This is a genomic window from Flavobacterium sp. A45, from assembly GCF_002001005.1.
Taxonomy (GTDB): domain Bacteria; phylum Bacteroidota; class Bacteroidia; order Flavobacteriales; family Flavobacteriaceae; genus Flavobacterium.
In genome coordinates this window covers 1-14,257 of record NZ_MUNX01000043.1, presented here as the reverse complement: position 1 = coordinate 14,257, position 14,257 = coordinate 1, and the positions used below count along the sequence as shown (strand labels likewise).

15 protein-coding genes are annotated in these 14,257 nt (G+C 31.9%); 2 read left to right on the top strand and 13 right to left on the bottom strand.

All coding sequences use genetic code 11. The annotated features are described in order from the left end of the window. Positions 1-126: 126 nt before the first annotated feature. The gene (locus tag B0E44_RS02080) at positions 127-312 is read left to right on the top strand and encodes a hypothetical protein (RefSeq protein WP_077370547.1); all 186 of its coding nucleotides are present in this window, start codon (positions 127-129) and stop codon (positions 310-312) included. 94 nt (positions 313-406) lie between these two features. On the opposite strand, the gene B0E44_RS02075 is transcribed toward B0E44_RS02080, so the two are convergent. The 3 genes from B0E44_RS02075 to B0E44_RS02065 all read right to left on the bottom strand — a co-directional run bounded on the left by B0E44_RS02075 (position 407) and on the right by B0E44_RS02065 (position 4,585). Further along, positions 407-2,776, bottom strand: coding sequence for a T9SS type B sorting domain-containing protein (locus B0E44_RS02075; RefSeq protein WP_077370546.1), 2,370 nt, complete (start codon positions 2,774-2,776; stop codon positions 407-409). Positions 2,777-2,789: 13 nt separating this feature from the next. Continuing rightward, positions 2,790-3,626, bottom strand: coding sequence for an ABC transporter permease (locus B0E44_RS02070; protein WP_077370545.1), 837 nt, complete (start codon positions 3,624-3,626; stop codon positions 2,790-2,792). A gap of 62 nt (positions 3,627-3,688) precedes the next feature. Continuing rightward, positions 3,689-4,585: an ABC transporter ATP-binding protein gene (locus B0E44_RS02065; RefSeq protein ID WP_077370544.1), complete on the bottom strand. Its 897-nt coding sequence runs from the start codon at positions 4,583-4,585 to the stop codon at positions 3,689-3,691. A gap of 203 nt (positions 4,586-4,788) precedes the next feature. On the opposite strand from B0E44_RS02065, the gene B0E44_RS02060 reads away from it, so the two are divergent. After that, positions 4,789-5,856, top strand: a complete 1,068-nt coding sequence (locus B0E44_RS02060) for a hypothetical protein (protein ID WP_077370543.1) — start codon at positions 4,789-4,791, stop codon at positions 5,854-5,856. A 12-nt stretch (positions 5,857-5,868) separates the two neighbouring features. On the opposite strand, the gene B0E44_RS02055 is transcribed toward B0E44_RS02060, so the two are convergent. From B0E44_RS02055 to B0E44_RS02010, 10 genes are all read right to left on the bottom strand, one after another. Then, a complete protein-coding gene (locus B0E44_RS02055) occupies positions 5,869-6,111 on the bottom strand; it encodes a hypothetical protein (RefSeq protein ID WP_077370542.1) in 243 nt (80 codons plus the stop codon). A 214-nt stretch (positions 6,112-6,325) separates the two neighbouring features. Beyond that, positions 6,326-7,384, bottom strand: a complete 1,059-nt coding sequence (locus B0E44_RS02050) for a nucleoid-associated protein (RefSeq protein ID WP_077370541.1) — start codon at positions 7,382-7,384, stop codon at positions 6,326-6,328. 115 nt (positions 7,385-7,499) lie between these two features. Continuing rightward, a complete protein-coding gene (locus B0E44_RS02045; RefSeq protein ID WP_077370540.1) occupies positions 7,500-7,892 on the bottom strand; it encodes a four helix bundle protein in 393 nt (130 codons plus the stop codon). Between the two features lie 55 nt (positions 7,893-7,947). Then, positions 7,948-8,490, bottom strand: coding sequence for a hypothetical protein (locus tag B0E44_RS02040; RefSeq protein ID WP_077370539.1), 543 nt, complete (start codon positions 8,488-8,490; stop codon positions 7,948-7,950). Between the two features lie 202 nt (positions 8,491-8,692). Then, positions 8,693-9,079: a hypothetical protein gene (locus B0E44_RS02035; protein ID WP_077370538.1), complete on the bottom strand. Its 387-nt coding sequence runs from the start codon at positions 9,077-9,079 to the stop codon at positions 8,693-8,695. Between the two features lie 51 nt (positions 9,080-9,130). Continuing rightward, complete coding sequence (locus B0E44_RS02030) at positions 9,131-10,777, bottom strand: S41 family peptidase (RefSeq protein ID WP_077370537.1); 1,647 nt, start codon at positions 10,775-10,777, stop codon at positions 9,131-9,133. Positions 10,778-10,910: 133 nt separating this feature from the next. Next, positions 10,911-11,516 (bottom strand): HPP family protein, encoded by a 606-nt coding sequence (locus B0E44_RS02025; protein WP_077370536.1) that lies wholly within the window; start codon positions 11,514-11,516, stop codon positions 10,911-10,913. Between the two features lie 34 nt (positions 11,517-11,550). After that, entirely contained in the window at positions 11,551-11,940 is a 390-nt protein-coding gene (locus B0E44_RS02020) for a VOC family protein (RefSeq protein WP_077370535.1), read from the bottom strand. A 216-nt stretch (positions 11,941-12,156) separates the two neighbouring features. After that, a complete protein-coding gene (locus B0E44_RS02015; RefSeq protein ID WP_124019262.1) occupies positions 12,157-12,993 on the bottom strand; it encodes a hypothetical protein in 837 nt (278 codons plus the stop codon). Positions 12,994-13,154: 161 nt separating this feature from the next. Further along, a complete protein-coding gene (locus B0E44_RS02010; protein WP_077370533.1) occupies positions 13,155-13,943 on the bottom strand; it encodes a hypothetical protein in 789 nt (262 codons plus the stop codon). Positions 13,944-14,257: the final 314 nt, after the last annotated feature.

Genomic DNA, 14,257 nt, shown 5'->3' with positions numbered 1-14,257 from the left:
CAATAATATATAATTAGAGTATGCTTATTGAAAAAGGATAAATGCTTATAAAATAAATAAATAAATGTATTTAATCGATATTATATGTTTTTAATCTATATATTTGATCATTAAATAAACTAAATTATGTTGTTGATTTTATATTTCATGCTCATGTATATGTATTCATTTGGAACAGCTTATAAAAAAGCCAAAGAATGGAATGGTTGGAACCTGCAACTGATTGTAACGGCATTGATAATCCCGATAGTGACCCCAATTATAGTATTGATGGGGATTCATTCTTTTTTTGATGAAAAATTGAGGTTTTAGTGATTTGGAACTATTGAATATAGGGATTCTACCTGCTCTTGTTAGTGGATCTGTTATGTATGTCAAACTCAATAATTACCATAAATTTTTAAACCTATCTTTTTAAAGAAAAATGACCTTTTATAATTTTTCCATCTTCAAAAATTATAGAGAACCAATAATCATCTGCTGGAAGAACTTTTCCAGTATAAGTACCATTCCATCCGTTGCTTGTAGCGTTGAGCTGTTTTAATAATTTTCCATAGCGGTCAAAAATTGAGATGGTTGATTTTGGTAAGGTATCTAGATTTTTAATTTTCCAAGTATCGTTAAATCCATCATTATTTGGAGTAAAGAAACGGGGGTAATCAAGCACATAGACTTCGTAAGGGACAGAAGTTCCACAGCCATTTTTATCTCTCACGGTTGCCCAATAAATCCCAGGGGTTAGCCGATTAAAAACAGGACTCTCGTGGTAAAAATTGCCGTCTAGCGAAAACTCGTATTCTCCATTGCCAGAATACGAAATTGTAACAGAATTTTCTGTTCCGGCAAAATCGGAAACGGCAACACTGGTAATTGTTGCAATTCCAGAAGACTTAACAATGAATTTTTTTGTTTTTTGGCAACCTTCCGAGTTTGTCACAGTTACAGTGTATTCTCCTGGATTTGTTACAGTTGTTGTGTTGGCTGAATCTCCATTGCTCCATAAATAAGATGAAAAACCACTCTCCACGGTCAAAATCTTAGAAGTTCCATCACATAAACCTGTTGTTTCTTCTTCAAAATTGGGTGGATTAAAAGTGTTTACTACAAGTGTTTCGGGAGTGATTTTATAACAATCGGAGCCGTTTACAATTCGGGCATAAATTATCTGTTGATTCGGAATCGTGTTGGTAAAAAGATTAGGCAATTTGTTTTTTTGGGCAATGGCATCGGTTTGGGTTAGGTAATATTCAACTGTCAATCCAGCAGGAAGACCATTTATGACTTGTGGTGTGACTTGGGCGTTCAAATCAAATTGTGCTTTTCCGTCATGTAAAAGAGAGTCATCATTTGGTGCTATTCCGTCCCACAACTCACCATAATCACAAATTTTTATTGGGTTTTGTGTTGAGATGGAGTTATTGGATATTGCCAAATTCAATTGGGCATAATTGACACAGCCAAAGTCATTGCTCACTCTTGCATACAGTGTTTCATTTGGTAATGAATTGGTATAAGTTGCAGGATTCTGAATAGGATTTGTTTCATTTTGTGCATCGGACAACGATTTATAATAAACCAATTTTGTGAGTTTTGTGTCGTTGTTTTTAATGATGTTCTCTGCTTTGGTTAAATCAAATATTGAAATACCATCGGCATTATCGTCGCATTGGTAAAGGGTTGTATTGTTTAAAACGATTTGCGGGGCATATTCTATTTTTATTTCATCTTCGGCGGTACAGGTTGCAGGAGATAAAAGGACTTTTACTTTATAAGATCCTGAATCAGTAACGGTAAGAGTTGGTTTTGTTTCGCCTGGAATTGGAGTTGTTGAACCGTCTTTATACCATTCGTAAGTATAAGTTGCAGGGAGTTTGGTGTCAACAGTAAAAGCTTCTCCGTGACACAAAGGATTATTGGCTGCAGCAGTACGATCTGGTCCTAAATCAATATCAGCTGTAAAACTTCCCGCTTCCAAAAATATGGCAGAATCATAATACACCGCTTTATCATCGGCAATAACTAATTTGATATGGTAGGTTTTACCAATAACCACATCGGTATGGGCATTCATCTTTATAATTTGACCACTATAATTAACGGGACTAGAGGCATTATTATAACCGCCAAAATAGGACTCGTTTACAGCAGGACAACCAGAATGAGTAGTTCCTAATGCATCTACAACATCATTTATCGTGGGATGAATATTTTTAGAAGATACTGGAGTTGTGTTTCCTGGCAATACCGCAATGTTTTTGTAATTATCGGTAGTTCCTTTTTCTTTTATTAAAAAAGCAAATGCATCCGAGAATTCACATGGGAAATACAGTTGGTATTCATTGGAAGCAAAAATATAGTTAAAACTGATGGAAGTAGTTAGTGGAACAAAATCGAATTCGAGTACCGTAGCATTTATGCTTTTGATTCCTAAAGTTTGATCTAAATCGGGATCTCCTATCCATGAGCCATTTCCTCCTCCAATTTGATTTTGATAGGGACCTACAGCATCTTTGCTTGTTGAAGTAGATAATATAACTCCTTCCTTAATTGGGAAATTACTAGTGCCGGCATTGAAATAACCATAACTGTTTTGACCAGCGGTAAAGTTATCTCCAGTTGCTTTGAAGTTGGAAACATTGGCACAGGTACTTTTGACCAAAACATTCTCGATTAATTGTTGGGCAGTTTGGCTATCATCAATAGTTATAACTTGGGCATTTGCAATACCCAAGGAGAGCAGAAGAATAACTTGTACTAATAACTTTGGAGGGTTCATACCAACAAATATACTACAAATCTCTGTTTTTTAGGATTCTATAGGATAAGAATAAAAAGATAATAGTCCAGCACAAAACGATTACAATTGCTGAAAAAGGGACGCTGTAATCTTTGATGTTTTCAACACCCATTTGGTCGCCAATTGATTTAATAAGTGATAATCTGGAAATAGGTTCTGAGATTAAATTGGACATTGCTTCCAATGGAAAAAATTGAGTGATGTAACTTGCTGTTTTGCCTTCCGGAAAAAGATGAAAGTTCAAAATTCCTTTTGCGATGGCTTCGAGAATATTCCAAACAAATAAAAATCCCAGTGCAAAAGCGGATCGTTTTACTAATATTCCCAAGAATAAACAGAAAGAGAAAAATCCAACTAATTTTATGAAAAAGGCCAAAAGATATTCTAAATCTGAAAAAACAATACCAATTTCGGTGTAGGATGAAAAACTATAACCAAGAATTAGGGACATTATAAAAATAAAAACAGTAGAACAAACGGCAAATAGAAGAATGGTAACGAATTTTGAAAGGATAAATTCTTTTTTGCTCAAACCGTCAATCAGGTTTTGTTTTAATGTGCCATAACTATATTCATTAGCCATCATCGAAACGATAACTATTGCCAAAAAGAGTTTTAAAACAGCGGCAGCGTAGGTGTTAAAATGCCAGATATAAGGAAAATTGAAAATACCCATTTCGGCAACTTGAAAGTGAATGTTGCCTATGTCAAACTTGATAGAGGCAATCAAAGCAATGAAAGAAAGTAATATAAAATAAGTTAAAGTTAGCACTCTGCTGGCTTTGTTTAACCATATTTTTTGTAATTCTATAGAGAGTAATCGTTTCATTTGAAGATAACTTAGATTGTTAGATTTTTAGACTGTTAGTGTTTTAATTGATGTTGCCATTACTACTTATTCTTGGTTAATTCTAAAAACTGTTCTTCCAAACTGTTTTTTCGTTTTACCAAATGACTCAAACAAATGTTATTCGAAAACAGAAACTGATTTAACTCTTTTGATTCTAATCTTGTTTTTAAATACACCAAAACTTTTCCTTCTGATAGGGTCGTTTTTTCAATTGCTGGATGGGTTTTTAATACTTGAATTAATTGATCAGCATCATCTGCCTGTAACTCGAAGAAACCTTCATTGGCAGAAATGCCGTCAACAGAACCAGAATACAGAATTTCTCCTTTTCTTAAAACCAAAACATGAGAACATACTTTTTCAACTTCGTCCAATAAATGGGATGCTAATAAAATGGTAGTTCCTTTTGAAGCAATTTTTTTGATAATGTCCCTTATTTGATGAATTCCTTGAGGATCTAATCCATTGGTAGGTTCGTCCAGTATCAATATCTCAGGATCGTTCAACAAGGCTGAAGCTATGGCTAAACGCTGTTTCATTCCTAAAGAGAAAGTGCTGAATTTGCTGCCTTTTCTGTCGTTTAGACCTACTAATTCTAATTTCTCCTGAATTTTTGAGTAATCGATGTTTTTTATTTTGCAGACCAATTTTAAGTTTTGCTCAGCAGTCATGTAGGGGTAAAAATTGGGTCTTTCAATAATGGCGCCCACTTTTTTCAAAGCTTCATGTGTTTGAAGATTCCCGTCAAACCAACTATATTCGCCAGAAGTTTTGTTTACTACATTGAGGACAATGCCCAAAGTAGTCGATTTTCCGCTTCCATTAGGGCCTAGAATTCCGTAAACATTTCCTTTTTTAATTTCTAATGAAACATTTTTTAAGGCTTGAAGACTGCCATAACGCTTGTTGAGGTTATGTATTGAAAGTATTGTTTCCAAATTAGTAAGTGTTTTTTGTATATGACGATTTTGCTGTGGTTTTGTTACTCAAGAGTTTTGATTATTTTCTTTTAGACTAGATTTTATAGAATGGATAGGAACTGTTTAGTTGCTTAAAATCAAATGTTTTTTATGGATTTAAAAAGCGAAACACCTTGAATAAACAACAGTATTAACGTAAATTTGTAGCAAATCTACCTGCAATGAGTGAGGCGCCTTTAATGTTTTTTAAAAAACCATGTTATCCAATAAATAATTCATTGATGAATTATCTGGAGCGATTTGATCTTGTATCCAAAGAGCCTGTTGTTTATGATGATCTTTTGCGATTTTCGGGAGCTATAAGTGTTTTTGATAAAAATGACCAAGATACCTTATGGGTTAGGGTATATTATAATGAGTTTGAAAGAGAAGAGATAGATTTAAATCTTAAAAAAGTATACTCTTTATTGTATTCTGATGGAAATACCGATATTTTACAGTACCTGAATGTGGATGCAATCGACTATTGCACTTTTGGAAACTCAAAGCCATTTAGAATAAAAGTCAGAAATATTTTGAATGACAATTATACTTATTTTTATATCAAAAAAGCGGATGCCTCCAGAGTTTATGGTTTGGAATTGGAACATCTTCTCTCTCCTTATAAAATTAATTTTTTAGTTTTTAAAGATACTTTGATAGAAGAGCATATTACTGGGATTCCGGGAGATGTTTTCATGCAAACTTTATTGAACAAATGTACGGAAACCGAAAAAGCCCAAATTGCCAAAGAATTTGTGAAGTTCAACGAACGTTGTATGATTCGTTTATTGGGAGATATGAGATCGTATAATTATGTAGTTATTCCGATTCATGATTTTGATCAAGTTGTCTATAAAATTAGACCAATTGATTTTGATCAACAATGTTATGAAGGGAATTTTAAAGTGTATCGACCGCAATTTTTCAAGGAAAATTATCCTATGATTCAAAACATAAAGAATAAACTTCAAGATCGATCCATAGAGCAGTATAAAAATGAGGAGCGTTCAGCATTGGCCAAAAGAATCAATACCGCCGAAAACCGAATTAAGATTCTGATGAAAATTATGGGTAATGATGCTATTTCTACAGATGAAAATTTGAATCAGCTGAAGTTGGAATTGTATCGTTACACAAATGATATGAATTTTAAAAACGCAAAATCCATGGGGAATGTATTGAGTGCCGCTTTTGAATTCGTTACCAGAAATTTCAATAGCTCCAATTTATTCAGACCAGGGTTTTAGCAAATAAATGAATTATAGGGACGAAAGTTTCTTCCTGTTGTAATGATTCAATAAAGTTTCATTTATTTTTTTTAACTCAGGAGTTAGAAATGTTTTTCTATCCTGTAAATCATTGGTTAATTCAACCTGACAAACGGTACATTTATATTCTTTAAAATGACCAGTTACGTTTCTGACAGTTACTATTTTGTGACCAAAAATAGAACAGGCAGTTTTTTTATCGACAAATTTCGACATAAAATCTAAAAAGCTCATAGTGTGGGGGTTATAATTTGAAGCAAACGTATAATAAAAACACTTATTATTCAAATAAATCCGATGAAATGCATGTTTTTATATCGAAAGAAGTGCAAATCTTACAACAATGTTATTTATATAAAACCGATAGAGTTTGTTGTAAAAAAAATCTCCAACTACCTAAGCAGTTGGAGATTGTGATTTTATTGAAATAATTCTTTATGAATACTTATTAAGATTTCTCTTCTTTATTGAAATAAACTAAATAGTAGTACATCTGTTTTTCTTCGTCCCATCCTTTTTCCACAAATTTCTCAGCACTTTCCGGATTGATAAAATCCATTTTGATTTGGATATGTGTGTCCAAATTGATTACGTTTTTAATCGATTTTCTTGCGTCGCTTACTGCAGCGTTTGCAATTGGAAATGAAGTTACATCTTCTATACTGTATTTTTCTCCTTTGTCAACTTTGTAATTTTTAAATTCTGGAATCAAATCGGGATTGTCCAAAACTTCATTCAAGAAATTAGTTTCTTCAAATTGATCGTTTTTTGCAAAATAATTCACAGAACGGTTCATGAACATTACCTCTTCTTTTTTGTCTTCGGCAGGGAAAACAACATCTTTGGCAAAACCTTGACAGAATTTCAAATATTTTTTGGTGATGAAATTTTCATCTTCAAATGCATCTACCGATAGGAAATACTCTAACCAATATCTCGCGTCATAACGATTGCTGTCTACCGATAGAATTTTGTATCCTTCTTCTTTTTTGTAATTAAAGATCAAACAGCCTTTGTCCAGTTTGTTTAAGCTTACTCCGTGCTGCAATATCATTTCCAATTGAGTTCCTTTTTCCTCAAACTGCAAAAAGTCGGATTGGATTTCACTTTTGAAAATTCCGATTGCATCCACCACATTATTGTCAATACTTAAATTGGTCAAATAAGTCACATATACCTCACCATTTTTGATATGCGGATGGTTTGATTGCTCAAAAAGATGTTGAGTTATCTTTTTGGAAACATCATGCAATGAATTCGGATTGTTGAAAATTTCCGTTGCATATTTAAACATGTCATTGTAGTCCAGATCCACTTCGTGTGCAAACTGAAAATAGTTTTCTTCTTTCTCCTTAAAAGGCTTAAAGAAAAACTCTTTCATCAAAGGCACGATTTCATCATTTAATTTAAATGGCTCTTCTGATAAAAAAAGAGGCTCGTTGCGGCTCATGTTTCCCACACGGTGTATGGATAGCGTTTCAATGTGCGTGTTGTATAGGTTGATCATCTAGGATGTTTAAATTGTTTAATATTGTTTAATTCAGTTTAAAATTGTTTAAATCATAAAGCTGTTTAGAAATTTAAAAGGGTTTAAAAGTTTAAATGGTTTAAGTTTAAAAAGGCTAACCAATAAACTTTGTTCCTTTGAAATCATTTTTATTAAGGTAAGTAATGAAGTTGTGTATTTTTATACTTAATTTTTCGCATTCCAAAACTAAATGATTTAGATGCACTTCATTTATATATTCATTATCAAAAACTCTATATAATTGGGAGCGGGTTTCTCCAGCAGAACCTTTGGCAATAGAAAGAAATTGTCGGAATTCGGAATTTCCATTTCTTTCAAAACCTTCTGCAATATTGTCCATCACAGAACCTGAGGAATCTTTAATTTGCGCTTTGAGTTTAAAATCTCTATTTAATTCGGTGTTTTTGGATATTAAAATGATTTCTTTTGAGAGTTTTCGAGCATCTTGCCAAATTTCTAAATCTTCAAATCTTTTTATTGTAGCCATCAACAAACCATTTTAAACAATTAAACTATTTTTAAACTTTTAAACAAATTAACTGCTAATTCCAATTCTCCTCAAACCCATAGTCTTCAAAACTATCGTCTCCTTCGAACATATCTAGATCGTCTTGGTCCAAATCGTCTTCAAATTCGCCGTAGATGTCATTGTGCATATCATCGGCTTCAAAGTTTTTTTCTAAAGCTTCGTCTGGCATTTCTCCGTGAGAAAATATTGTTTCGGGGTATATATTTCCAACAACCTGCTCTTCAATAGCGGCCAATTCAACTAGGAAAGTCCACATGTTGATAAAATCGTAAACATAAATAATCTTGGTATTTTGCTCGTCTAATATGTCAGATAACTTATAATCACTCATTACTTTTTGCTCACCTGGAACATCTCCTGTGTCAAACATAGAAATTTCATCTTCTTGATTCCAAGTTTCGTCACAAGTATAAAAAGAGGCTACTTCCATTCCGTCAAAGCCAAATGAATTGAAAATAGCATTGTGTAAATCTTCTAAAGTATCTTCTGCAAGTATTGCTATGTCTCTAAAAATGTCTTCTTCGGCATCTAGAATGACTCTGAATTTATAAACCATAATCTTTGTTTTTTTGAAAGAGCAAATGTAAAGTTTAATTTTAGATTTCAGATTTATGAATTGGGATTTGTTGAAAAGATTTTTTTAGTCAAAAGAAACATTTTATCTGATTTTCGAAAATCATAAATCTTTATAGACTTATTTATAATGGCTTATTTTAATTATTTTATTGATTTGTTCTTTCCAAGTCATTAATAATTATTTAGTCTTTTTTAATACAGCTATAAAAACTCTTTGTATCCGAACCATCAGCAAATTTTTTGTCTATTAATTTTCTGTCAAACTCGAAGCATTCACCATCAATAACTTTGAGCGTTACAATCATTTTATCTCCAACCACAATAAATTCATTTGTACTTTTAGTACAAACAGCTTCATATTCACAATCGTTTATCCATTTTATACTCCAAGTCCAAACAAGAAAATCACCACCGTTAAAATCTTCCATGGTTGTGTCTTTAATAACAAAAGAGCTTGTGGAAATTTTACTATAAAATTTTCCGTTTTTGAACTTACTACAATCCAACGATTGTGAATATCCTATTGAACCTAGTAATAATAATGCTAAAAAAAATATTTTTTTATTCATGATTTTTTGGTTTTTATTTTAAAGGTTAGTTAATTTTTAAGTATTACAGCATTATTTATTTATGAAACGAATTGCCTCGTCTAAAACTTCGTCTTTACCTTCTTGAATTCCTTTGATTGTTTGTTTCACTTCAATATCTGGAACAATTCCGATTCTTTGTGTTTCTTTTTTGTTAGGGTAAAATACGCCATAACACGTAAATGATGTTGGAAGTCCTTTAATTATTTCGAATCTTACATTTGCTCCATCTGCTCCTGCAGTTTGGCTACCAATTATGGTTGCATTTGGGGCTACTTGTAACGTCATTGCAGTATATTCTGAATGACTAATTGATTTTTCATTTACTAAAAGAACTACTTTCCCTTTGTAATAATCAGGATTAATTTTTCCGCAGGTTTCAATGCCTTTTCTCCAAATATACCTACTTGGAAAGCTTAAATCAGGTTCTGTAAATTTAACAAATTCCTTAGGTTTTGGGTTTAAGTATTCTGCAATAGCATAATTAGTACCCTGAGGATAATTTCGTATATCAAAAATAATAGCTTTTGTGTTTTTTAATTGTTCCATCATCTCTGGAACATCAGCCTCAGTAAGTTCTCCCATATTGACGTAACCGATATTGTCTGTCAAAATGTTCCATTTTTCTTTTTCGAGAAATTGAATTTTTAAATCTTTATAAGAGTAGCGTTTTATTGTTTTAATGGATGTATTTCCATCTCTAATAAATTCAATTTCGGCAGTATTCGATTTTCCCATAACAAAAACCCAATAAATTTTATCAAGAACAGCACTTTCATTAGATCCGCTTATATATTTTTTATTTTCTTTTATAATTTGTCCTATTGTTTTTTTGTCAATTTTTGTAATGACGTCTCCAATTTTGAAATCATCTATTTTTGCTAAAGAATCATTTTGAAAACTAGTCACAATCATTTTTTCATCGATAACCTTAATGTTTACAGACATCCATTTATCTCCAAAATATTCAAACATCTTAAAAGAACTAAATGAAGCATGGGTATCATTTAATTTTGCGACTATTTCAAGCATTGCTAAAACAAAATCCATTTCAGAGTCAGTTTCACTAAATTTAGGTAACATTTCATTCAAAGCAATATCCCATTTTTGATCCATTTGATATTTATATGGAAAAAAATATTCTACATAATTCCAATAACGAAATAAAGTCAAAAGGCGTAAATTTTCATCACTCCATTTAAAATTAGGATATTTTACTTCATTAATAAATTCTAAAAGCGAAGCATCATGAACACCATATTGAACATAATATTGCTTTCCCTGAAACCTATTTTCTTCAATAAATTTCAGTTTTTGTGAAAGCGCTTTGGAGAATACTTTGGAGTCATCAAGCCATTTTAAATTTAAATTTTTTGTAAAATGCTCCACTTTTGAGTCTGGTTTAGTGGCTACATATTTTTTTACTTCTCCTTGCGAAGCAATCCATTTTTCTAGAACTAATGAAAATTCTTCTTTGGTTTGTGCTTTCTCAACTTCGGGTAAAATTATAAAAAGCTGTTCGTCCCAATTTTTGCTTCCATCTGCGACATTGGGATGATAATATTTTAAAAACCCCCAAACTTTGCAGGTTGTGGCAAGTTTTTGATTTTCGGTAAGATTATTACTGCCGAATACAGTTTGTGCAATCACCAATAATAGTAGAAGAATTTTGTTTTTCATTTAAAGTGCTTTTGGTTAAAGTGAGATTAATTTTACCAAAAATAGCATTTTAAACGTAAAACAATAATAATAGAAGAAATATTTTTAGGAATGAAGATTCTAATTAATATGTGATTCAGCCAGCTGTTCGAATTTAATTTTGTCTTTTGCTTAAGCGCTTTTTTAATTTATGGTAGTGTTTGTGGTAGGTACTATGGCTCGGATAAGAACGGCTTGAAGTCATGTTGTTGAAAATTAAAGCCGTGATTAGTAAAATTAGGACACCAATGAGCACCGGCGAGAACACATACATATAGCCTAAGGCTTTTATTTTGTCGGAACCAATGACGGCGATTAAAGCGGTTGCTCCTCCCGGAGGATGCAGGGTTTTAGTAATCTGCATTAAAATTATCGAAAAAGAAACGGCTAGGGGAGCGGCTATCCAAATGATATCTGGTACTAATTTGTGAACGGTAACGCCTATTAATGCCGAAATTAAGTGCCCTCCAACCAAATTTCGGGGCTGTGAAAACGGACTTTGGATAATGCCGTAAACCAACACGCTCGAAGCGCCAAAAGAACCAATTAAATACACGGCATCGTTTCCTGTAAAGTGAATGGATTGGATGTAAGCCAAGATTCCGATACCGACAAACGAGCCTAAAAATGACCAAAACTGCTCTTTATAATCGACTAGAGTTTCTTTGTAAAGTATGTATTTCGTTTTGCGGTACGTTCGCTTTATTTTTTGAATAGGCATATTTTTATTTTAATAAACTTGACAATCAGTAAAACTATAGCTCGTAAAATTCAATCGGAAGTTCATCAGGATCTGCGATGAAAGTAAAACGTTTTTGAGTCATTTCGTCAATTCGGATAGGTTCTGATTCGATGTTTTTGGTATTGAGGAAAGCAACTGTTTCATCCAGATTTGAAACCTCAAAAGCCAAATGTCTCAAGCCTGTAGCTTCTGGTCTGGATGGGCGTTTTGGCGGATTTGGAAACGAAAATAATTCGATGATGTATTCGCCATTTAGAGCCAAATCAAGTTTATAAGAATCCCGCTCTTCACGATAGATTTCCTGAATTATGGTCAATCCTAAAACGTCTGTGTAAAAATGCTTGGATTTTGAATAATCCGATGCAATTATGGCAATGTGGTGTACTTTGTTTATGTTTATCATTGTAAATAAGTAATGTCAGGTAAATTGGCAACAGGGTTTTGTTCCAATGCTTTTGTGTGCAGTTTGTTTATTACTTTTTTGTGTTGGCTATCGAATTGATTCTGAAAAGAAATAGCACTTCTTTTTCATCATTGGTATTTTGCCAAATCTCCCAAATTTAAAATCAGCTTCCCATTAAGCCAATTACCCAAATCCGTTGTAACTGTTGTATGCTGTTTATTTATTTTCGGGTTGAAGTTTTATTTCAGAATTCTTGACGTAGACTAATAAATTCTTATTGTCATCAAATATTTTCAATTCTTTCATATTGCCTTTTTCATCTTCTTCTTGGATACACATACCTCCATAAAAAATGTTGATTTTTATTCCGTAATTAAAGCCAACACTATTTGAATAATAATATGTAGTTGTTGTATAATCTTTTTTTATTTGTTTTAACTTCTTTACAAAGCCATTGCCGTTAGAAGATGAAAATTTGGTAGTTATAAATTCATTTTTTTTATAAACATTCTCGTATTTATCATATTCTATTAATTTCCCAGATTCATTATAAGTTTTGCTTTGTGTAGTGTTTCCATTAGAATCATATTCACACTCCGTTCTTAAAAAATACTTGTGGCCTTCTTTCCGTTTGTTGTATAGTTTAGTATTTTTTCCAAACTCATTATATACACGTTTTTGTCCATTTATTGTATCGCTACTTCTTATTTGATAATATTCTGTTTGATTTTTTTTATCATCATAAACATAAACTATTTTACCTATTGTATCACCTTTTTCATCAATGTCTGTTAAAATATATAATCTATCTGAATCAACTTCAGTAACAGAATGAGTTTTATTACTTTTTGATTTACTCCCAGATATGGCGTTTGAAATATTATTTTCAGTGGTAATAATCTTTCTTAAACTATCAAGATATGTTACCATGATTTTTTTATTAACCGTGTCTTTCTTGTTTATTTCATAGGCAGTAATAGTCTGCTTGTAAAATGGTTTAGATTGACTTATTGCAAAGAGGGGCATTAATACTAATAAAAATTTAATCTTCATTTTAAAGAATTATGTGGTTAAATAGTATACAACGTTCTGGTAATAAGTGGGTTTTGGATTAAATTAGATCCATTATTCGGATTTGCCAATTCAGCCCAAATACAAAACCAACTTTCCATTAAGCCAATTGCCCAAATCCGTTGTGGCTGTTATGCGAAGATTTATTCTTCAGCAAAACCGTAATTTTCTGTTGTTTTTAATATCCATTTAATCTTAGAATATTTTTTCCGAAGAATCTTTTCTAAGCATTCGTTTTTATCTTTACTGTAATTGGTTAAGTCAACAAAAATTGTTTTTGAATATGGGAGTTTACCAATTTCATTTTCTATATCATCACAATGAGTATCTAAAAATTTTACATAAAGGGGTGCTGTAGATTTAACAATGTAAATATCATCATTGAAGTATCTTTGAGAGTTTTCAATTGCATCTTCAAGTTTAGTTTCGTCTTTAAATAATAATGCAATAACTTCATACGTTTTCACAATCAATTTTCCTTCTTCTGAATTTCTATTTGGAGAATAAAAAATCTTTTTAGATATTTTCTTTTCTGAAGTTTTACTTTCTATGCAAATGTTGATTCCATCTTCTGGAGGAAGTCCATCAGCTTTTAGTTGAGATAGTTTTTGTAGAATATTTTCAAGTTCCTTAAATTGTAAATTTTCAGGCTTAACTTCAAATTTAATCTCTTTTGGTAAAAATTTTCTAATACTTGCCAAATCAGTAGAATCCATAAATTTCCAAGTTTTTTGTGATACTGAATCTGCTAAAGAGTATTCGTATGGAATTGAAGCAATAATTCTCTTCGTTTTATTGTCTAATTCTATTTTAAAGCCACTATAAAATGAAGGTGAGGAATAAAATACAATTTTTTCTGTTTCAGATTTTTCTTTATCCGAACAACTAATTATTGAAAATAAGAACAATAGAATAAATATGAATTGTTTCATCAAAAGTTTATGATTTTAGGTTGGTTTCTAAAGTTTTCGCACAACGTTCTCGCGCTACAAGCAGTTTGGGATTAAATCAGTGTTATCTTTCGGATTTGCCAAATCTTCCAAATACAAACCAATTTTCCCATTAAACCAAATGCCCAAATTGCTTGTAGCGTGTGTTATGAGCCGTTATTTTTTGTTTCCGCTATTTTTAAAAACTCCGCAAACATAACATTTGAAAAGATATTGGCGTATTCTTCTGCAACTTTATTTCCGTTCTGGATAAATTTTAATTTGTCATTTTTGTAAGTTTTTACTTTGTATTCTAA

Excerpts from the sequence above, each read along its gene's own strand:
- B0E44_RS02080 (WP_077370547.1), top strand. The coding sequence starts at position 127 with ATGTTGTTGATTTTATATTTCATGCTCATGTATATGTATTCATTTGGA.
- B0E44_RS02075 (WP_077370546.1), bottom strand. The coding sequence starts at position 2,776 with ATGAACCCTCCAAAGTTATTAGTACAAGTTATTCTTCTGCTCTCCTTG.
- B0E44_RS02070 (WP_077370545.1), bottom strand. The coding sequence starts at position 3,626 with ATGAAACGATTACTCTCTATAGAATTACAAAAAATATGGTTAAACAAA.
- B0E44_RS02060 (WP_077370543.1), top strand. The coding sequence starts at position 4,789 with ATGAGTGAGGCGCCTTTAATGTTTTTTAAAAAACCATGTTATCCAATA.
- B0E44_RS02055 (WP_077370542.1), bottom strand. The coding sequence starts at position 6,111 with ATGAGCTTTTTAGATTTTATGTCGAAATTTGTCGATAAAAAAACTGCC.
- B0E44_RS02050 (WP_077370541.1), bottom strand. The coding sequence starts at position 7,384 with ATGATCAACCTATACAACACGCACATTGAAACGCTATCCATACACCGT.
- B0E44_RS02045 (WP_077370540.1), bottom strand. The coding sequence starts at position 7,892 with ATGGCTACAATAAAAAGATTTGAAGATTTAGAAATTTGGCAAGATGCT.
- B0E44_RS02040 (WP_077370539.1), bottom strand. The coding sequence starts at position 8,490 with ATGGTTTATAAATTCAGAGTCATTCTAGATGCCGAAGAAGACATTTTT.
- B0E44_RS02035 (WP_077370538.1), bottom strand. The coding sequence starts at position 9,079 with ATGAATAAAAAAATATTTTTTTTAGCATTATTATTACTAGGTTCAATA.
- B0E44_RS02030 (WP_077370537.1), bottom strand. The coding sequence starts at position 10,777 with ATGAAAAACAAAATTCTTCTACTATTATTGGTGATTGCACAAACTGTA.
- B0E44_RS02025 (WP_077370536.1), bottom strand. The coding sequence starts at position 11,516 with ATGCCTATTCAAAAAATAAAGCGAACGTACCGCAAAACGAAATACATA.
- B0E44_RS02020 (WP_077370535.1), bottom strand. The coding sequence starts at position 11,940 with ATGATAAACATAAACAAAGTACACCACATTGCCATAATTGCATCGGAT.
- B0E44_RS02015 (WP_124019262.1), bottom strand. The coding sequence starts at position 12,993 with ATGAAGATTAAATTTTTATTAGTATTAATGCCCCTCTTTGCAATAAGT.
- B0E44_RS02010 (WP_077370533.1), bottom strand. The coding sequence starts at position 13,943 with ATGAAACAATTCATATTTATTCTATTGTTCTTATTTTCAATAATTAGT.